This is a genomic window from Defluviimonas sp. D31 (assembly GCF_033436765.1).
Lineage (GTDB): Bacteria > Pseudomonadota > Alphaproteobacteria > Rhodobacterales > Rhodobacteraceae > Albidovulum.
On the sequence record NZ_JAWQFN010000014.1, the window covers coordinates 5841 to 24851 of the forward strand.

Here is a 19011-nt window from a genome sequence, read left to right on the forward strand (position 1 = left end):
ACGAAACCCCTTCCCCCCCGCGCCCGCCCGCGCTAGGAGGGGCCGAGAGGATCCGCCATGCTCAAGACCCGCATCATCCCCTGCCTCGATGTCGCCGACGGCCGCGTCGTCAAGGGCGTGAACTTCGTGAACCTGATCGACGCCGGCGATCCCGTCGAGGCCGCCAAGGCCTATGATGCCGCGGGCGCCGACGAGCTCTGCTTCCTCGACATCCACGCCACGCATGAAAACCGCGGCACGATGTACGACCTCGTCACCCGCACCGCCGAACAGTGCTACATCCCGCTCACCGTCGGCGGCGGCGTGCGCACGCACGAGGACGTACGCGCGCTCCTCCTCGCCGGCGCCGACAAGGTCAGCTTCAACTCCGCCGCCGTCGCCAACCCCGACGTCGTGGCCGAGGCCGCTGACCGGTTCGGCGGCCAGTGCATCGTCGTGGCGATCGACGCGAAGACCGTCGCGCCCGGCCGCTGGGAGATCTTCACCCACGGCGGCCGCAAGCCCACCGGCATCGACGCGGTCGACTTCGCCCGCACCGTGGCGGCAAGAGGCGCGGGCGAGATCCTCCTGACCTCGATGGACCGCGACGGCACGCGGGCGGGCTTCAACCTGCCCCTCACCCGCGCCATCGCCGACGCGGTCGACGTGCCGGTGATCGCCTCCGGCGGCGTCGGCACGCTCGACCATCTCGTCGAGGGCGTGACCGAGGGCCATGCCTCGGCCGTTCTCGCCGCCTCGATCTTCCATTTCGGCGACTACACGATCCGCGAGGCCAAGGAGCACATGGCCGCCGCCGGCATCCCGATGAGGCTCGAATGACCACGCTCGCCCGGCTCGCCGCCACCATCGCCGCCCGCAAGGGCGCCGACCCCGACACATCCTGGACCGCGAAACTTCTCGCGAAGGGCCCCGAGAAATGCGCCGAGAAATTCGGCGAGGAGGCCATAGAGGCGATCGTCGAGGCGGTGAAGGGCGACCGCGCCCGGCTCACCGCCGAGGCGGCGGACGTGCTCTACCACCTTCTCGTCATGCTCGCCGCCCGCGACGTGACGCTTGACGAGGTGCTCGCGGAGCTTGACCGGCGCGAAGGCCTCTCCGGCCTCGCCGAAAAGGCGTCGCGCGGCTGACCGCGGATCAGAGCCGCGAGGAGATCACCCCGGTCGCGAACCCGCCCATCCTGAGTTCCCCGAACAGCCGCTGGTACTCGATCTTCGGGCAGCGGTCCTGCACCACCGTGAGCCCCGCCGCCGCCGCCCGCGCCGCAGCCTCGGGATGCTTGATGCCGACCTGCATCCAGATGGTCTTCAGTTCCGGCAGCTCCGCCAGCGCCTCCTCGACGATGCCCGGCACCGATTCTGCGCGGCGGAAGATGTCGACCATGTCGACCCGCGCCGTCTTCGGGATCGAGGCGAGATCGGCATACACCCGCTGGCCAAGGATCTCCTCTCCGGCATGGCCGGGATTGACCGGGATTACCTTGAACCCCTTCTGCCCCAGATATCGCGCCACATAATGCGAGGGCCTCACGGGATTGGGCGAAACGCCAACCGCCGCGATCACGCGGGTCGAGGTGAGGATGTCGCGCAGGAAGGCGTCTGAATACTCGGTCATTGCCTTGCTTTGCCAGAAAAAGGCGCCCGATCCAAGAGGACGGGCGCCAGTCGCGGAACGAGGGACAGTGATAAGAAGCGCAGCTGTTCCGTGCCACGCTTCAAGACAATAATGTAGTACCGTTAAGCCCTTGTTAAAGACCGTGTCGCGCAGATGTGATCACTGACCGGCGATTGTCGTCGGCCAGTTGGCGTCTGCACGCGCAAGATTGCCGGAAATATCGCCGCTCCACGTCGCCCGCGCATTCACCGAGGAGTAGAGATAGAGACGTCCGCGATACACCGTGAAGGCTTCGGGAACGGAAGGCGAAAGTGCGCCCATCGACATCGAATAGGCGCAGTAACCCCCGTATTGCGGCGCATAGGCCGCCGGGTTCATCTCGAAGGTTTCCATTGCCGCGGCGGTGTCGAAGAACCAGGTAGCGCCGCGCCACATCAGCGCGTGGTTGGCTTGGCCGGGTACCGGGCGGCCTTCGGTGAAATAGGCGACCGGGTCGTAGCCCGAGATCGCGGCCCCGCCCGGCGCGAAGATAGCGGTTTCGCCGGCGAGTGCCGGACGCAAGACCGTCCCGCCAACAGGCAGGGCAAAGGCGGCGGCCACCAGGGCGCGGCGTGTCACAAGCATGTCGAATCCCCGCGGGCGGATGCCCGATCGTGGGTCACACAATGACGGTTTCGACGCCGCCGGAAAAGCCGCCTCCCGCAAGCGTGATCAAACCCGGCACGAGCGTGATCAGCCGTCATCGCGCGTCAGCCGACCGCCGCCGCATAAAGCGCAACCGCGGCCGCGTTCGAGACGTTGAGCGAGCCGAACTCGCCCGGATAGGGGATCTTCGCCAGCCGGTCGCAGGTCTCGCGGGTCTTCTCCCGCAGTCCCGGCCCCTCGGCCCCGAGCACGAGGCCGAGCGGCCGTCCGGCCGCCGCCGCGACCGCCACGCCGAGCGTCTCCTCCGCCTCGCCGTCGAGACCGATCAGCACATAGCCCATGTCCTTCAGACGCTCCATCGCCTCGGCGAGGTTGCCGACGCGGAGATAGGGCTGACGCTCCAGCGCGCCGCTCGCGGTCTTGGCGAGCGCGCCGGTCTCGGGTGCTGCATGGCGCGCCGGCGCGATCACCGCGCGCGCGGCGAAAACCTCGGCCGAGCGCAGGATTGCGCCGACATTGTGCGGATCGGTGACGCGATCGAGCAGCACCACGAGCGGGCGCCCCTCGCCGCCGGCGGCGATCTCCTCGAGCCGGCCCCAGTTGAGCGGCTTCACCTCGAGTGCTGCCCCTTGGTGGACGCTGTCCGGTGCGAGCGGCACATGGCTGTCGAACTTGCGCGGATCCACGATCTCGGGCGCGAGGCCCGCCTCCGCGATCGCCTCGCCGAGCCGGTCGGCGGCGTTCTTGGTCAGGACCAGCCGGAGTTTTTCCCGTGCCGGATTGGCAAGTGCATCGCGCACCGCGTGGAGCCCGAAGAGCCACACGGTCTCGCTCGCGGTGGCCCGGCGGGCGCGTTCCTTTTCGATCACCCAGGCCGGTTTCTTCATGCGTCAGACCCCCTTCGCGGCAGGGGCGGAGAATGCGCCGGCCAGCCTTGGGACACAACCCCGCGGGCGGCCTCTTCGCCGAGATTTTCCCGCTTGACGCCTCCGGACCGCTTGAGTATCCAGCCCCCAGCGTCGGGCGACGTGCTGCAAGGTGCGGCAGCGGACTGTAACTCCGCCGGGGAGACCCATGCCTGGTTCGATTCCAGGGTCGCCCACCATCTCCCCAAAAAGATCAATGTCTTGGAGCCCAAGGCCCGAAAGCTCTGTCTCTTCTCCGGGCAGGTGTCCTGCGATCCTCGGAAAACCGGGGCGTTTGTGATAAGGTCCGCCCGGCTGCGTCAATCGGGTCGGCAACGGACGCGCGCGGCTTTGCTCGTGGACTGTCGGCGCGACGTATCCTCAGCGCGAACTCTTAACAGGGAGGACAGTCGATGAAACTGATGCTGCTTGCAGGCGCGACGATCATGATCGGAACGGCGGCGCTCGCCCAGGAAACCGGCGAGGCATACACCCCGGGCGAGCGGGTGGAGCTTACGAATACCCCGCTGCCAGGTGCCGAGGGGCAGGCGATCGCGATCCAGCGCGTGACCTTTGCCGGGGGCTGGACGGGCGAGCGCCATACGCATGGCGGGCCGGTGTTCGTCTATGTGCTGGATGGCCAGATCACCGTCGAGGTGGATGGCCAGGATCCGGCGACGCTCTCGGCCGGTGACTTTGCCGCGGAACCCATGGACACCGCGATGAACGCCCGCAACGAAAGCGCGTCTGATCCGGTGACGATCCTGCTCATCCAGGTGAGCCAGGAGGGCGTGCCGCTGATGACGAAGGTCGAATGAGCTGACGGCGGCGGCGTAGCCTTGCCCGCGTCCGATCCTTGTACGCGTTCCGTACAGCATCCGTCTGACTTCCGTACCGACACCGCAATTGCGGCCCGGAACGCCCCGGGGTTGCCCCGGAGCCATCCGGGGCGCATCCTGTGGCATCGGCTCAGGACAGGAGGACGCGATGGCACTCTACCAGACGCTCGACAAGGCGATGGAGGCCCGCGACGCGGAGGCCTACATCAACCACCTGCACGACGACTTCACCTTCGTCCGCCACCAGAGCGGCGAGACGATGGACAAGGCCGCGATGGCCGAGATGATCCGTCGGATGATGGCCAGCGACAAGTTGGCGATCCGCGACCAGCGGCTGATCTACGAGAACGGCGACATCCTCGTGGAGCATTCGGTGATGGATTTTCCCGACGGCACCAGCGAGGCGGTGATGGGCGTGCACACGCTCAAGGACGGCAAGATCCTCAAGACCGAGACCGGGGCGACGCTTCTGAAGAAATAGCCCGGACCGGCGAGAGCCCGGCATCGCGCGGCGGTCGGCCGACCTGACCGCGACCTGCCCTCACGGCTCGGAGCGGCCCGCGCCCTCGCGGTCGCGGTCGTAGTGCCGAGAAAGCGGGAACGGCGGCAGCCAGGCCTCGCGGCGGATGGTCCAGAGTTCGTAGCTCGGCCGGAACCGGTCGGGCGCGTCGAGCGTGCCGAGATTGACCTCGACCTCGTCGCCGCTCCGCCCGAAGACGGAAGAGCCGCACAGGGGGCAGAAATGCCGGCCCTTGTAGTCGCGCGTCTCGCCCTCGACCGTCACCGCGTCTGCGGGGAAGATCGCGGAGGCGTGGAAGAGCGCGCCGTGATGCTTGCGGCAGTCGAGACAGTGGCAGAGGCCGACCCGGTACGGGACGCCGGTCGCGGTGAGGCGCACCGCGCCGCAGAGGCATCCGCCGGTGATCGGGTCCATGCGGGGCCTCCCTCAGATCGCGTCGACCACGGATTTCAGCATGTCGCGGACCTGACCGGCGACGGCGGTCAGCTTGGCGTTGTCGATGGCCTGCATCGAGGCTACGGGGTCGACGGCGCTGACCTCGACGCCGCCCTCGACGGCGCGCAGGATGACGTTGCAGGGCAGCATCGCGCCGACCCGCGGCTCCATCCCGACCGCCTCCCAGGCCATGCCGGGATTGCAGGCGCCGAGGATCCGGTAGGGGGCCATGTCGCGGTCGAGCTTCTTCTTCATCGTGGCGGCGACGTCGATCTCGGTCAGCACCCCGAAGCCCTTGCTGGCGAGGGCGGAGCGTGTGCGTTCGTCGGCCTCGTCGATGCTGACGCCGGGGATCAGACGGTCGATGGTGTAAGGCATTCTGGCCTCCTTTCCGGTTCCTCCCGAGGTAGGGACGACGGGGCCCGACGTCGAGGGGGTGAGGCGAAACGATACGCGCGGGAGGCGGGTTCACGGGCCTACCGGAACCGAACCGACCGCGATTTTCGGGCATGTTTCCGGAAGAAGGGGAGTGCCCGGATGCCTCGGAAGCGGTTTTGGGACGAGCGCGCGAAGCTGAAGCGCCGGGTCGTGGTGCTGACGCCCGACCAGACCATGCGTCAGGAGGCGTCTTGAAGACATGTTGACGCCGGTCCGTCGTCGCAAAACTGTCCGGCATTCACGGCAAGTCTTCGCGCCGTCGGAACTGCGCAGGCGGCCAATACCACCGAGAACCCTTCTTCCCGAGGTGCCACGGCCCGGACTGTGCCAGTTCCACGATCATGGCCTGGCCCGAGAGGCAGGGCATCGCCACGACCTGCACCCGGACGGACCGGCGCGAGTGGCTGGACTTGCGGATCTTCGATACCGTCGCGGAGGTGCGGGAGATCGCCGCCGACCCGGCCCGCAGGACATGCCGGTGGATGGACGAACACGGCCGGCCTGCCCCGATCGGATCCGGCGGCCTGGCAATACGGCCCCGGACCGAAAATCTTGCCGGACAGCCACCGCGCGCGGGGCGCCTGGGTGTCCGGCGGCGGGGGCCCGACCCGATGGCGGGCTTCCGCGCGGCAGCTAGCTCAGAGGCACAGGAACAGGTGCTCGGACTGGTTGTCGGGCAGCTCGCGCGTCGACGCGTATTCCGCGCGCTTGCGATTGCCGATGGAGCAGACCCGGTCTGCCTCTTTCTGCGCGGCCACCTTGGTTTCCTCGTCGGAGCCGCGCGTCGGCGTCACGACCTTCACGCTGTCGCCGTTGTAGTCGGACACGGCGGGCGCGTCTTTCGCGCAGGCCGACAGCATCAGCAGAGCAAGCAAACCTGCACTCACATTCTTCATTTGGCGTCCCTTTGTTCAGGATTCGGATTTCGGGGTGATTCCCGCGCGGACCACACACAGACGCCGTGGCAAGGTCAAGCACCCGCACCCTGCCGGATATCGCTCGCCGGCATGCCCGCGGCCGATCGTTGTTTTCTTGCTTCGAAATTCCCGGACATCACGGCGTCGGGTTCCAAGGACCGACCGGCCGCGCTGAATTTGATCCATGTGGCGTTCGCGGACGTAGGCAAGCGTACAAACCAAAACATGGAGGACCAAATGCTCAGAATGATCGTCGCTGCCGCCGCAATGACCACGCTCGGCACGGCCGCCCTGGCCAACAATGGCATAGGCCAGACCGTGTCGGGCACGTTCAAGGGTGGCCCGAATTCGGCTCATGGCCAGTCCTACGGATCGGTCAACAAGACCGTCAACGAGGCCATTCGTGAAAACGGATCCTATACGTCGGTGCACAGCGGCAAAACTTACGAGAAGCCCGGCGCTGGAAACCGCATCGGCAACGGCGCGGGCAACCGCAACTGATCCATACTCGTCTCGGGCGGCCGAGGTCGCACGAGACGATGACGGCCAGTCGGTTGCCACATGCCGGCATGACAGCATCCGATGCTGGTCTATTTCTTCGCATTTCCAGGTTTACCGGGGCGCCATGGCCCCAAGACGAATTCCGGGCGCAGCGGATTGCCAATCACCCTCGCATTCCCCCTCGCGGCTCAACGAATTTCAAGGCCGGGTCCGGGCCGCCTGCCGGAGCCTCTCGGGATCCGTGATCGTTATCTTGCGGTAGCCGATCTTGATCAGCCCGGCGGTTTCCATCTCGTTCAGCAGCGGGCTCAGGACGGTGCGCGAGACATTCGCGGCCATCGCCAGCTGCTCCTGGCTCATGTGCAGCGCGCCGAAGGCAGGCTGGGAAACCGGACCGGCGGCATGGCCCGACATGCGCAGCAGCATGGCCACGACCCGGCAGAACGGGTTGCGGATCAGGAGGTCGCAGGCGATCGCCATCGCGTGCAGGGTCGAGACGTTCGCCTGAAGGGCCAGCCAGCGCCAATGCTCCGGCTGGGCACGCAGTATCTCGTCCACGTCGCTCTTCTGGATGCCGAGCACCTGGCAAGAGGACGCCGCCATCACCGTGACCTGGCGCGGCGCGGAATTGATGACCGGCCCTTCCCCGAACCAGAACCCCGGACAGAAATGACTGATCGACGGCCCGCCGATATCGGTTGCCACCTCCACGATCACCGAGCCGGAGGCGACGCCCCACAGACCTCCGGCCGGCCCGCCCGCGCGGTACACGAGATCGTTGCGGCGCATCTGCCGGACCACGCCGCGCTCCAGAAGCGCGTTGCGAAATTCGTGATCGACGCGCGACAGCCAGCCGTTTCTGCACAGAAAGTCGACGGCGGCGGTTCGTGACATCGTTTCCTCCGTTCCGACGGCTTCCGAAAGCGGCCCGCGCCGGGACCGGAAATGTCCCGATATGGATAGTTGAGCTCGCATCCTCATGCTAGCGTTTTTTCACGCGAACAGGCGGCTTTGGCAGCCTCAAGACGACTTAAAACAAGGAATATTCGGGGTCTTTTATCAGACTCGCGGCAGCTTTTCTGTCCGCGCTACGTTCTTTCAGGGAGAGGATAACGATGCCGAAGGAAGACGCGATCCGGTATATGTTTGGTGTCACCGCACTCGTCTGGTGCCTTTTCCATCCCGCGGCGGCTGTAGCTCAGGACGCCGACGTCGCGGCGCGAGAGGCTGCGGTGCCGGAAAATCCGCTGAAGAGCGCGTTCTTCGGCGACACGCATGTCCACACCTCGTTCTCGCTCGACGCCTATATCGGCGGCGCGCGGTTGACGCCGTTCGACGCGTACCGCTTCGCCAAGGGCGAGGATGTCTCGATCAACAACGTGCTGCGCAACATCGGCCGCCCGCTCGACTTCACCGCGGTGTCGGATCACGCCGAGTTCCTCGGCGAGATGTATTCGACACAGATCGTGGATGCGCCCGGCCATTACCAGGAGGCGCTGGCGGAACTTCGCGGGCTGAAGGATATCGATCAACAGCGGGCGTGGTTCCTGAAATACGTCGTGGAAAACAACCGCTCTGGAAAGCCGGAACACCCGCCGTTCTTTGCCGGGCCTGAAACGAGTATTTCGGCCTGGAAGGACGTCGTTATCGCGGCCGCGCAGGCGCATTACGATCCGGGTGTCTTTACCGCGCTCATCGGCTTCGAATGGACCTCGGCGCCGAATGCCGCGAACATGCACCGCAATGTGATCTTCCGCGATGCCGTGGTGCCGAACGAGCCGATCAGCGGCCTCGACACCACCGACGAGGAGAAGCTCTGGGCCTGGATGGCGGAGCAGGAGGCTGCGGGGTCGACCCTGCTCGCGATCCCGCACAACTCGAACGGCTCCAAGGGCCAGATGTTCGAGCCGGTGGACAATTCCGGCAACCCGCTCACGGCAGATTACGCGAAGAACCGCGCGAAATGGGAACCTCTCATCGAGATGATGCAGATCAAGGGCAACTCCGAGGTCGTGGCCTCGCTCTGGTCCGCCGACGAGTTCGCCGATTTCGAGAACGCGCCGAGCGTGGGATCGTTCAGCGGTGGGGATTTCAGGAAGGAAAACTTCGTCCGCTGGGCCGTGACCAAGGGGCTCGATTATCAGGAGAAGCTTGGCGCAAACCCCTACAAGCTCGGCTTCATCGGCGGCACCGATACCCATAACGGCACGCCTTCGGATGTCGACGAGGCAACCTACAACGGCAGCCACGGCGTTGCCGACGGCACGGTCGGCGAGCGCCGCGACGGAGAGATCGACGGCTGGGTGAAGGGGCCCGAGGCCAATCCGGGCTCACTCGCCGGGGTCTGGGCGACAAAGAACACGCGCGGCGCGATCTGGGACGCGATGGCGGCGCGCGAGAGCTTCGTCACCTCCGGCCCGCGCATCAAGCCGCGCTTCTTCGGCGGCGCCGCGCTCGCGGCGACGGAGGACCCGGTGGCGCTCGTCGAGACGGGCTATGCCGACGGCGTACCGATGGGCGGAACGCTGACCGCACTCGACGGCCCGCCGAGCTTCAACGTCCATGCGATGAAGGATCCCGAAGGGGCCAATCTCGACCGGATCCAGATCGTCAAGGGCTGGGTCGACGAGAATGGCGAGCCGCAGGACAGGGTGATCGACGTCGTCTGGTCCGGCGACCGGCAGCCCGGCGCGGACGGCAAGCTGCCCGCGGTCGGCAACACCGTCGACACGGCGACGGCGACCTATACCAACGAGATCGGCGCGGCGGAACTGATCGGTCACTGGACCGACGACGACTTCGACGCGGCCAAGGCGGCCGTCTACTACCTTCGGGTGATCGAGATACCGACGCCGCGCTGGACCACCTACGACGCGGTGCGCCACGGCCTGCCGCTTCTCGATACGGTTCCGGCGACGCTTCAGGAGCGCGCCTGGACCTCGCCGATCTGGTACACGCCGGGCTGACCGCTCGCATTTGCAGATTTGCTTTTGGAGACAGACATGAAAGAACATCTTCGCGAGATTGCTCTGCTGCTGTTTTCTACGCACTGCGCGGTCGCTGGATCCGCTATGGCGCAGGATCTTTCCGCGCAGGAAGCGGACATCCAAATCGGACACCGTGAATACTCCCCGTACCTTTACCAAAGCTATCCTGACCAGGTGTTCTTCGGCGACACGCACCTGCACACCAGCTACTCGACTGACGCGGGAATGGTCGGCAACCGGCTCGACCCGGATGCTGCCCTTCGCTTCGCCAAGGGCGAAGAGGTCGTGTCGTCGACGGGCGTTCGCGGCCGGCTGCAGCGGCCGCTCGATTTCCTGGTGGTCGCGGATCACGCCGAGAATCTCGGCCTCGCACCGATGATCGAGGAGGCCAACCCCGAACTGCTGCGCGATCCGCAGGGCAAGAAGTATTACGACCTTGTCTCGTCCGGGAAGGGATGGGATGCCTACCAGATCTGGAAGCAGTCGGCCATCACGATGGTCGATACGCTCCCCAATCCCCGGCTGCAGGCACAGATGTGGAACCGCATCATCGATGCTGTCGACCGCCACAATCAACCCGGGGTCTTCACCGCCTTTCACGGCTTCGAATGGAGTTCCACGCCGCAGCTGCGCAACATGCACCGCAACGTCATCTTCCGCGACGGTGCGGACGAGGCGCGTCAGGTGGTGCCACTCAGCGCCTTCACGACGCTCGACCCCGAGGGTTTGTGGGACTACATGGCGATGTACGAGGAAACGACGGGCGGCAGGGCGCTGGCACTCCCGCACAATGGCAACCTCAGCCAGGGCCTGATGTTCTCGGTCGAGCGAATGAATGGCGAACCCATCGATGCCGACTACGCACGGCGGCGCATGAAATGGGAGCCGATCTACGAGGTTACCCAGATCAAGGGTGACGGAGAGACGCATCCATTCCTGTCCCCCAATGACGAGTTTGCGGACTACTACCGTTGGGACAAGGGCGACTTCGGCTTCAACCCGAAAGAGCCCGGTATGCTCCAGCACGAATATATGCGCAGCGCCCTGAAAATCGGCCTCGAGCAGGCGGCCAAGCTCGGTGAAAACCCTTTCAAGTTTGGGGTCGTAGGCTCTACTGACAGCCACACGTCGCTCTCGACCACCGGCGAGGACAACTTCTTTGGCAAGTTCTCGGGAACCGAGCCGGGCACCGAGGGTCGGTATCTCGATCTCGTCAGTCAGGACCTGCGGCCCGACGGGGACGGATCGCTCAATGTCTATCATTGGGAGTCGCTCGCGTCAGGGCTGGCCGCCGTCTGGGCGCAGGAGAACACGCGGGAAGCCATCTGGGACGCGATGGCACGCAAGGAGGTCTATGCCACAACCGGCACGCGGATGCGGGTCCGGGTCTTTGCGGGTTGGGATTTCGCGCCCGACGACGTGCAGCGCCCGGATTTCACGCGGCTGGGCTATCAGAACGGCGTGCCGATGGGTGGTGATCTCGCTGCGGCGCCCGAGGGCGCTGCGCCGCGGTTGATGGTGAGGGTCCTGCGAGACCCGGACGGCGCCAACATAGATCGTGTCCAGATCGTTAAGGGTTGGCTCGACGCCAGCGGGGGCGCGCAGGAAAAAGTGTTCGACATCGCCTGTGCGAACCGGTCTGTCGTCGAGGGCCGGTGCGAGAGCCCCGTCGGCGACACGGTCGACGTGGAAAATGCCGCCTACACCAACACGATCGGCGAGGCTCTGATCGGTGCGTATTGGATGGATCCCGAATTCGATCCGACGCAGGCGGCGTTTTATTATGTGCGCGTGCTCGAGATCCCGACCCCGACGTGGATCGCGTACGACGAAGCGTTCTTCGGCAAGGGTGACGCACCGCCAGAAGCCCTGCGCAAGCATCAAGAACGCGCCTATACTTCGCCGATCTGGTATTCACCGGGCGGATAAGAACTCGAACATTCCAGTATCCTTTTCAAGGAGATGTGCATATGCCGAGCAAACCCTCACTTCGTTCCGGGGCCGCGATCATCGCGGCAGTCATTGCGCCCGCCGTTCACGCGCAGGACTACGACGACATGACCGGCCTTGAATCCGTGATGAAGGGCCGGCCCTACTCGCCCTACGCCGACCGGGGCTTTCCGGCCGAGGTCTATTTCGGCGACACCCATGTCCATACCGGGATCTCGGGCGATGCGGGCGGCGGCGGCACGCGGCTGATGCCGCGGGACGCCTATCGTTTTGCGCGGGGCGAGCAGGTGGTCTCGAACACCGGCCAGCCGGTGAAGCTCTCCCGGCCGCTGGATTTCTACATGATCACCGATCATTCCGACGGCATGGGGCTAATCACGGACATTCTGAATGGCGCTCCGAACGTGATGGCCGACCCGCTCGGCAAGGAATTCAACCGCGACTTCAACGCGGGCGGCGAAGCGGCGATGCGGGCGGCACAGAAACTGGTTGCAACCTTTGCCCAGGGCAAGGTGCCCGAGGCGCTGAACTACCAGCCGGGCAATCCCGCCTACAAACGCACCTGGGATGACATCGTCAAGGTGACGGAGGAGTTCAACGACCCCGGGCATTTCACCACCTTCATCGCCTTCGAATGGACCTCGCTCGTCAAGGGCAACAACCTGCACCGCAACGTCATCTTCCGCGACGGCGCCGACAAGGCCGGCCGGATCGAGCCCTATACCACGACGCCCCCCATCGGCTCGCCGAACCCGCGCGACCTGTGGAAATGGCTGCAGAACTACGAGGATCAGACCGGCGGCGACGTTCTCGCGATCCCGCACAACGGCAACCTCTCGAACGGCATGATGTTCGCGCTGCAGGACGATTTCGAGAACGGCGCCGCGTTCGACACCGACTACGCCGCGACGCGGCAGAAGTGGGAACGGCTCTACGAAGCGACGCAATACAAGGGCGACGGCGAGGCGCATCCGATGCTCTCGCCCGACGACGAGTTCGCCGATTTCGAGACCTGGGACTGGGGCAATCTCGATGTCAGCGAGCGCAAGACGCCGGAAATGCTGCCGGGCGAATACGTCCGCTCCGGCCTCCAGCGCGGCCTGATGCTGCAAAACAGCCTTGGCGCCAATCCCTACAAGTTCGGACTTGTCGGGGCGTCCGACACCCATACCGGCATCACCACGGTCGACGAGGACAACTTCTTCGGCAAGTTCACGGCCTACGAGCCGAATCCGCACCGCGCGACCCACGTCGGCAAGAAATTCGCCGACGGCGAGGTCGCCTACGAGTCCTGGGTCTACTCCGCCTCGGGCCTGTCCGCCGTCTGGGCGACCGAGAACACCCGCGAGGCGATCTTCGATGCGATGGAACGGCGCGAGACCTATGCCACGACCGGCTCGCGGTTGCGGCTGCGCTTCTTCGGCGGCTGGGACTTCGAGCCGAACGACGTCCATCGCCGCGACCTCGCGCTCATCGGGTACGGCAAGGGCGTCCCGATGGGATCGGACCTCACCGCCGCACCCGAAGGCGCGACGGCGCCGAGCTTCCTCGTCTACGCGCTCCGCGACCCGATGGGCGCGAACCTCGACCGCGTGCAGATCGTCAAGGGCTGGATCGACGCGGACGGCAATCCGCGCGAGAAGGTCTATGACGTCGCCTGGTCGGACGGGCGCACAGCCGGCGCCGACGGCAAGCTGCCGCCGGTCGGCGACACCGTCGACCTGACGATCCCGAGCTGGACCAACACGATCGGCGCGTCCGAGCTCGGCGCGGTCTGGACCGATCCCGATTTCGACCCCGCGCTCAGGGCCTTCTACTACGCCCGCGTCATCGAGATCCCGACGCCGCGCTGGACGGCTTACGACGCGGTGAAGTTCAACCTCGATCTGCCGGAAAACATTCCGCTGAAGATCCAGGAGCGGGCGTACAGCTCCCCCATCTGGTACGGCCCGAAGGGCTGACGAAAGGACCGGAGCATGAAATCGACGCGATTTTCCTGGTTGGCCGGCACGGCGGCGCTGGCTCTCGGAGCAGCTTTCTCCGCCCCCGCCGCCTTCGCGGTCGAGGGCGGCACCGGTGCCTACTTTCTCGGAAGCCGGGACACGCTGGCGGGCGTCGTCCCCCCTCCCGGAAACTATGTGTCGAGCGATTTCATCTATTTCGAGGGCAGCGTGGAGAATGTCTCCATCGGCGGCCTCGCGGTGGGCAGCGCAAAGGTCAGGACCAACCTCTTCAAGTTCAGCTACACCCATGTTTTCGACGCGAGCCTCTGGGGCGGCACGCCGGCCATCAACCTGAACATTCCCTATGCGAATGCCGATATCGATCTGACGACCCCGGCCGTCGCGGGCAGCCTGCAGGACGAGCGAACGGCCATGGGGGATATCTCGGTCACCGGCATGGTCGGCTGGCATGACGGCATGCGGCACTGGAACACCGGGGCGACGGTCTATGCGCCGGTCGGCCAGTACGATCCGGCGACCATCAACCCGGCGACCAGACAGGCCGACGTGCTGAGCATCGGCAAGAACGTGTGGGCGATCCAGCCGTTCATCGCCGGCACCTACCTGAACACCGAAAACGGCCGCGAGCTTTCCGGCGCGGCAAGCCTGCTGTTCAGCGAGCCGAACGACGCGACGGACTACCACTCCGCGCCGCAGTTCGCGCTCGAATTGGCGGCGCTGCAACACCTGCCGTCGGGCCTCGCCCTCGGGGCCTCGGGATATGCCTATCACCAGATCGGCGACGACGGCGGAGTGGGGGCGGAAAGGATCAGGCAGGCACTCGGCGCCAGCAGCCTCAGGGCACAGGTCTATGGTATCGGCCCCATCGTGACCTATTCGGGAGAGTTTTCCGGCCAGAAGGCCACGATGGAATTTCACTACACGCACGAATTCGATGCGAAACGCCGGTTCGAGAGCGATGTGTACTGGATGAATGTCGGCTTTGTCTTTTGACGGAACGTGAGCAGCACCCCGGGTGAAAGGGATGGTGGAATGAACCTTCGCAAGCACTACCTGGCAGGATGCCTTTCGATTGCCCTGGCCGCGCCGGGCGGTGCCTTCGCCCAGGAACAGGGCCAATCCCTTGAGAGCGCCGCTAATGACCCGACGGCGTCCATCACGGCCTACCAGTTTTCGGATATCTACACGCCGAGCTACCATAACAGCACGGCCGACGGGAACACGCTTCAGTTCCGCATGGCCTACCCGTTCAGGTTGGGTGACCTGAACAACATTTTCCGCATCACCGTTCCCTACATTTCCGACAGCCCGAGCGGCGCCAGTGGCTTGAGCGACATCACGATCTTCAACCTGGCGACCTTCGATCGCAGCTGGGGACGCTTCGGGGTCGGCGCCGTTGCGCTTTTGCCCACCGGTGCCTCGGGCCTGAGCACGGAGAAATGGGGGCTTGGCCCTGCGGCCGGATTCGTTGCGCAGCAGCCTTGGGGAAGCCTGGGCCTGTTCAACCAGAACATCTTCACGGTGGCTGGAAAGAGCAGTTTTCCGGACGTCAATATTTCCATCATTCAGCCGATCCTCAACGCCTCCCTCGACAATGGCTGGAGCATTGGCACGTCTGAAATGACCATCACCTACGATTGGGACCGCAACGAATTCATCAGCCTTCCCTTGGGCGTCGCCGTCAAGAAGCTGCATAGGTTCGATAAGACGCCGGTGCAGTTTTCTCTGAGTTACGAGCACAATTTCTATGACAAGAGCGTTGCGCCGAAAGATACGCTGAACTTCACGGTCAAGCTCCTTGTCCCGAGATAGTGATCTCTTTACGCTTCCCCCATGTCATTGACGGCGATCGCGTTATGTATGGAACTTCTGAACCGGGCAGATCTCTGGAAAACGCATACAAACCAAATAGATGGATGATACGCGCCATCAACGAGCCCCTGCTGCACTTCACTCTGATTGGTGCGCTGTTGTTCTGGTTTTACGACCAGACCAATACGGATCCGATACCCGACTCTCCAGATGTCATTGAAATCAGCACCCGCGATCTGGACCGCCTTTCCAACCAGTTCAAGGGAACGTGGAACCGCGAGCCGACGAAGGATGAGCTTGCGGGGCTGATCGACGGGTATGTACGCGACGAGGTCTATTACCGCGAAGCGCTCGCGCTTGGTCTTGACCAGGACGATGCGGTCATCCGCCAGAGGCTTCGGCTGAAGATGGAGTTTCTGACCGCCAGCGTCGCCGACAGCCTCGAGGTCGATGACGCGACGCTTGAGGCTTACTACGCGGAAAACAAGTCGCAGTTCACCCGGCCGGCGCAGGTGAGCTTTCGACAGGTCATGCTCTCGGAGGGCGACGATCCCGACGAGATCAGGGCACGTCTGGAGGGCGGCGCGGACCCGATGTCCCTCGGCCGGTCATCGCTGTTGCCGCCGGCGATGGAAAACGCGCAGGAGGCGGCCGTGGACGGCACGTTCGGCACCGAGTTCTTTGCGCGGCTCAGCGCCACCCCGGCCGGGGTCTGGACCGGGCCGATCCCGTCCGCTTACGGATATCATCTTGTCCGCGTCGACGAGATGCAGCGCCCGGCTCCTCTGGAACTTGCGGATATCCGCGAGCAGGTCGAGCAATCCTGGCGGCACGATCAAGCCGAAGCCCTGCGTGAAAGCCAGTACCAGGCGTATCTGGCCGGTTACGAGGTCCGCATGCCGGAGCCGGTCGAACAATGAGGCTCGCTTCGCTCGTCTCGCTTTTTCTGGCGCTCGCGCTCTGGGCGGCGCCTGCGCTTTCCCATGCGCTCGACCCCGGCTTTCTGGAGCTTCGCCTGGTCGGCGCCGAGAGCTGGCGGGCCTTCTGGAAGGTGCCGAGCGTCAATGGCAAACCGATGCCGATCGATGCCGTCCTGCCGGAGAACTGTACCCAGCGCCGTGCGCCCAACCTGAAGTTCGACGGGCGGGCATTCATCGGCTCCTGGAACGCCGATTGCCCCGGCGGTCTTCAGGGCGGCGCGATCGCCATCGAAGGGCTCGAGAATACCGCAACCGACGTCCTGGTCCGCTACGAGCTTTCGACGGGCGTGGCGGAGAGCCAGCGCCTGACGCCAGCATCAACCGCTTTCACCGTGCCGGCGCCGCAGGGCAAGCTGGGCGTCTTCGCCACCTATACGGCGCTTGGAGTAGAGCATATTCTCGCCGGCGCGGATCACCTTCTGTTCGTTTTCGCGCTGCTTCTGCTGATCCGGTCGCCGGGTCCGCTCATCGGGGCGATCACGGCATTCACCGCGGCGCATTCCCTCACCCTCGCATCCGCGACGCTGGGATGGATCACCCTTCCGGCGCCGCCGGTCGAGGCGGTAATCGCGCTGTCGATCATGTTTCTGGCCAGCGAGCTTCTGCGCTCCGATGCCCCCGAGACACGGCTGTCGCACCGCTACCCCTGGGCGGTTTCGTTTGGTTTCGGATTGCTGCACGGCCTTGGCTTTGCGGGCGCGCTGCAGGAGATCGGCCTGCCGCAACGGGAAATTCCGCTCGCGCTGTTTTCCTTCAATGTCGGCGTCGAGATCGGACAGCTCATGTTCATCGCGGTGGTGATGGTTGCGGCCTTTGCCGCCAGACGCACCCTGCCCCGTCTCGCGGAGCTTGCGCTCAGCCGGACCGGATACGGGATGAGGATCATGAGCTACGCGATAGGGGGAACCTCCGCATTCTGGTTCCTGAGCCGCGTGGCCGCGTTCTGAGGCTCGCGATCGGGGCTTGATCCGGTGCGCGGACCTGTCCCGTGGAGGCGACACATGCGTATCGACCCCGCGGGCCTGCGAATTTGATCCCTTCTGCGACCGCCGCGCGGAAATCGCGATTGCGCCCGATAGCACCACGATGCTTGATGTCCGCGACGGGGCGCCGCCCGCCGGACGGGCGAGACGATGGGAGTTCGCGATGACTGTGGATATGGCCGGGTTCGCTGCCGCGCTCGGCACCGACGATCTGCCCGAGGCGCTTCTCGCGCTTCTCAGGCGCAGCTTTCTCGACACGATGGGCGTGGCTGCGATCGGCTCGACGACCGGGCTGTCGCAGATCGCCCGCAAGGGTGCGCTCGCGCTCTTCGGGCCGGGCGAGGCCGGGGCGGCGCGGATGCTGATGGACGGACGCGAGGTGAGCCCGGCCGGGGCGGCGATGGCCGGGGCGTTCTTGGTCGACAGCATCGACGCCCATGACGGCACCACGCCCAACAAGGGCCATGCCGGATCGGCGATCTTCCCCGCCCTCCTCGCCGTCGCCGATGCCGAGCGCGGCCGGGGACGCGCGATCACCGGGCGCGACTTCGCGCTCTGGCTCGCGCTCGCCTACGAGATCAGCTACCGCGCCGGTCAGGTCCAGCACGCGACCTGCCCCGATTATCACACCTCGGGCGCCTGGACGGCGGTCGGCGTCGCCGCTGCGGTGGCGCGGATGCTCGGCTGCGACCGCGAGCAGATCCGCCACGCCGCCGGGATCGGCGAATACCACGGGCCGCGCAGCCAGATGATGCGCTGCATCGATTTCCCGACCATGGTCCGCGACGGCGTCGGCTGGGGTGCGCCCTCGGGCGTCACCGCCGCCTATCTCGCGCGCGAGGGCTTCACCGGCGCCCCGGCCCTGACCTGCGAGGGCGCGGCGGCGGCGCCCTTCTGGCAAGGGCTCGGGGAACGCTGGCTGACGCTCGATCACACCCATTACAAGGCCTATCCCTGCTGCCGCTGGGCGCATCCCTCGATCGACGCCGCGCGCGACCTGATGCGCGAGAACGGCCTCACCCACGACCGGATCGCGGGCGTGGAGATCCGCACCTTCCACTACGCGACCCGCCTTGCCGGGCACGAACCGAAATCGCTCGACGAGTTCAGCTACGCGATCGCCTTCCCGGTCGCGGCGATGATCGTGCGTGGCCGGATCGGCGTCGGGGAGCTGACCGAGGAGACGCTGCGCGACCCCGAGATCCTGCGGATCAGCCGCGCCACCACGCTCATCGACGATCCCGAACTGACCGCCCGGAGCGTCGCCCAGCGCTGGGCGGCGGTCACGCTGATCACCACCGACGGCCGCCGCTTCGAGGCGCCGCCGCGCACGCCGCGCGGCGACACCGACCAGCCGCTCGGCGACGACGAGATCCGCGCCAAGTTCCACGGCTTCGCCGATCCGGTCCTCGGTGCCGAGCGCGCCGCGGAGCTGGAACGGCTGGCGAGCAGGTTCGACACGCTGGACGCGGACGGCTTCGCCGCGCTGTCCGATCTGGTCCTGACCCGGACGGAGGCATAGCG

The 19011-nt window shown here is 65.6% G+C and carries 20 protein-coding genes and 1 tRNA gene; 14 read left to right on the plus strand and 7 right to left on the minus strand.

Annotation, left to right across the window (positions count from 1 at the left end):
• Positions 1-57 precede the first annotated feature (57 nt).
• Positions 58-819, plus strand: coding sequence for an imidazole glycerol phosphate synthase subunit HisF (gene hisF / locus R5H32_RS18095; protein ID WP_318340096.1), 762 nt, complete (start codon positions 58-60; stop codon positions 817-819).
• Positions 816-1127, plus strand: a complete 312-nt coding sequence (locus R5H32_RS18100; RefSeq protein WP_318340097.1) for a phosphoribosyl-ATP diphosphatase — start codon at positions 816-818, stop codon at positions 1125-1127. Before hisF ends, R5H32_RS18100 begins: the two co-directional genes overlap by 4 nt.
• A gap of 7 nt (positions 1128-1134) precedes the next feature.
• Here the strand turns inward: R5H32_RS18100 and R5H32_RS18105 are convergent, their stop codons facing one another.
• From R5H32_RS18105 to rlmB, 3 genes are all read right to left on the minus strand, one after another.
• Complete coding sequence (locus tag R5H32_RS18105; RefSeq protein WP_318340098.1) at positions 1135-1611, minus strand: CoA-binding protein; 477 nt, start codon at positions 1609-1611, stop codon at positions 1135-1137.
• 159 nt (positions 1612-1770) lie between these two features.
• Positions 1771-2235, minus strand: a complete 465-nt coding sequence (locus R5H32_RS18110) for a YHS domain-containing (seleno)protein (RefSeq protein WP_318340099.1) — start codon at positions 2233-2235, stop codon at positions 1771-1773.
• Between the two features lie 125 nt (positions 2236-2360).
• Positions 2361-3143, minus strand: coding sequence for a 23S rRNA (guanosine(2251)-2'-O)-methyltransferase RlmB (rlmB, locus tag R5H32_RS18115; RefSeq protein WP_318340100.1), 783 nt, complete (start codon positions 3141-3143; stop codon positions 2361-2363).
• Between the two features lie 134 nt (positions 3144-3277).
• Here rlmB and R5H32_RS18120 point away from each other — a divergent pair.
• From R5H32_RS18120 to R5H32_RS18130, 3 genes are all read left to right on the plus strand, one after another.
• Positions 3278-3361 (plus strand) — tRNA-Tyr (locus R5H32_RS18120).
• Positions 3362-3574: 213 nt separating this feature from the next.
• On the plus strand, positions 3575-3979 hold the full coding sequence (locus R5H32_RS18125) for a cupin domain-containing protein (protein WP_318340101.1): 405 nt from the start codon (positions 3575-3577) through the stop codon (positions 3977-3979).
• Between the two features lie 169 nt (positions 3980-4148).
• The gene (locus R5H32_RS18130; RefSeq protein ID WP_318340102.1) at positions 4149-4481 is read left to right on the plus strand and encodes a nuclear transport factor 2 family protein; all 333 of its coding nucleotides are present in this window, start codon (positions 4149-4151) and stop codon (positions 4479-4481) included.
• A 60-nt stretch (positions 4482-4541) separates the two neighbouring features.
• Here R5H32_RS18130 and R5H32_RS18135 read toward each other — a convergent pair whose 3' ends face one another.
• The 3 genes from R5H32_RS18135 to R5H32_RS18145 all read right to left on the minus strand — a co-directional run bounded on the left by R5H32_RS18135 (position 4542) and on the right by R5H32_RS18145 (position 6289).
• On the minus strand, positions 4542-4934 hold the full coding sequence (locus tag R5H32_RS18135) for a GFA family protein (RefSeq protein ID WP_318340103.1): 393 nt from the start codon (positions 4932-4934) through the stop codon (positions 4542-4544).
• A 12-nt stretch (positions 4935-4946) separates the two neighbouring features.
• Positions 4947-5333 (minus strand): DUF302 domain-containing protein, encoded by a 387-nt coding sequence (locus R5H32_RS18140; protein WP_318340104.1) that lies wholly within the window; start codon positions 5331-5333, stop codon positions 4947-4949.
• A gap of 698 nt (positions 5334-6031) precedes the next feature.
• Entirely contained in the window at positions 6032-6289 is a 258-nt protein-coding gene (locus tag R5H32_RS18145) for a hypothetical protein (protein WP_318340105.1), read from the minus strand.
• Between the two features lie 111 nt (positions 6290-6400).
• Here R5H32_RS18145 and R5H32_RS18150 point away from each other — a divergent pair, with 111 nt between their 5' ends.
• Positions 6401-6811 carry a hypothetical protein gene (locus tag R5H32_RS18150; protein WP_318340106.1) on the plus strand — a complete coding sequence of 137 codons (411 nt, stop codon included), beginning with the start codon at positions 6401-6403 and terminating at the stop codon, positions 6809-6811.
• Between the two features lie 198 nt (positions 6812-7009).
• On the opposite strand, the gene R5H32_RS18155 is transcribed toward R5H32_RS18150, so the two are convergent.
• Positions 7010-7705 (minus strand): Crp/Fnr family transcriptional regulator, encoded by a 696-nt coding sequence (locus R5H32_RS18155; RefSeq protein ID WP_318340107.1) that lies wholly within the window; start codon positions 7703-7705, stop codon positions 7010-7012.
• 221 nt (positions 7706-7926) lie between these two features.
• Between R5H32_RS18155 and R5H32_RS18160 the strand changes: the two genes are divergently transcribed.
• From R5H32_RS18160 to R5H32_RS18195, 8 genes are all read left to right on the plus strand, one after another.
• Positions 7927-9777 (plus strand): DUF3604 domain-containing protein, encoded by a 1851-nt coding sequence (locus R5H32_RS18160; protein WP_318340108.1) that lies wholly within the window; start codon positions 7927-7929, stop codon positions 9775-9777.
• Positions 9778-9813: 36 nt separating this feature from the next.
• Positions 9814-11727, plus strand: coding sequence for a DUF3604 domain-containing protein (locus R5H32_RS18165; RefSeq protein WP_318340109.1), 1914 nt, complete (start codon positions 9814-9816; stop codon positions 11725-11727).
• Positions 11728-11768: 41 nt separating this feature from the next.
• A complete protein-coding gene (locus R5H32_RS18170) occupies positions 11769-13709 on the plus strand; it encodes a DUF3604 domain-containing protein (protein ID WP_318340110.1) in 1941 nt (646 codons plus the stop codon).
• 15 nt (positions 13710-13724) lie between these two features.
• Positions 13725-14705 carry a transporter gene (locus tag R5H32_RS18175; RefSeq protein ID WP_318340111.1) on the plus strand — a complete coding sequence of 327 codons (981 nt, stop codon included), beginning with the start codon at positions 13725-13727 and terminating at the stop codon, positions 14703-14705.
• Between the two features lie 39 nt (positions 14706-14744).
• On the plus strand, positions 14745-15524 hold the full coding sequence (locus tag R5H32_RS18180) for a hypothetical protein (RefSeq protein ID WP_318340112.1): 780 nt from the start codon (positions 14745-14747) through the stop codon (positions 15522-15524).
• Between the two features lie 104 nt (positions 15525-15628).
• A complete protein-coding gene (locus R5H32_RS18185) occupies positions 15629-16444 on the plus strand; it encodes a peptidylprolyl isomerase (RefSeq protein WP_318340113.1) in 816 nt (271 codons plus the stop codon).
• Positions 16441-17451: a HupE/UreJ family protein gene (locus R5H32_RS18190; protein WP_318340114.1), complete on the plus strand. Its 1011-nt coding sequence runs from the start codon at positions 16441-16443 to the stop codon at positions 17449-17451. Before R5H32_RS18185 ends, R5H32_RS18190 begins: the two co-directional genes overlap by 4 nt.
• Positions 17452-17650: 199 nt before the next feature.
• The gene (locus R5H32_RS18195) at positions 17651-19009 is read left to right on the plus strand and encodes an MmgE/PrpD family protein (protein ID WP_318340115.1); all 1359 of its coding nucleotides are present in this window, start codon (positions 17651-17653) and stop codon (positions 19007-19009) included.
• The last annotated feature ends 2 nt before the right edge of the window (positions 19010-19011 follow it).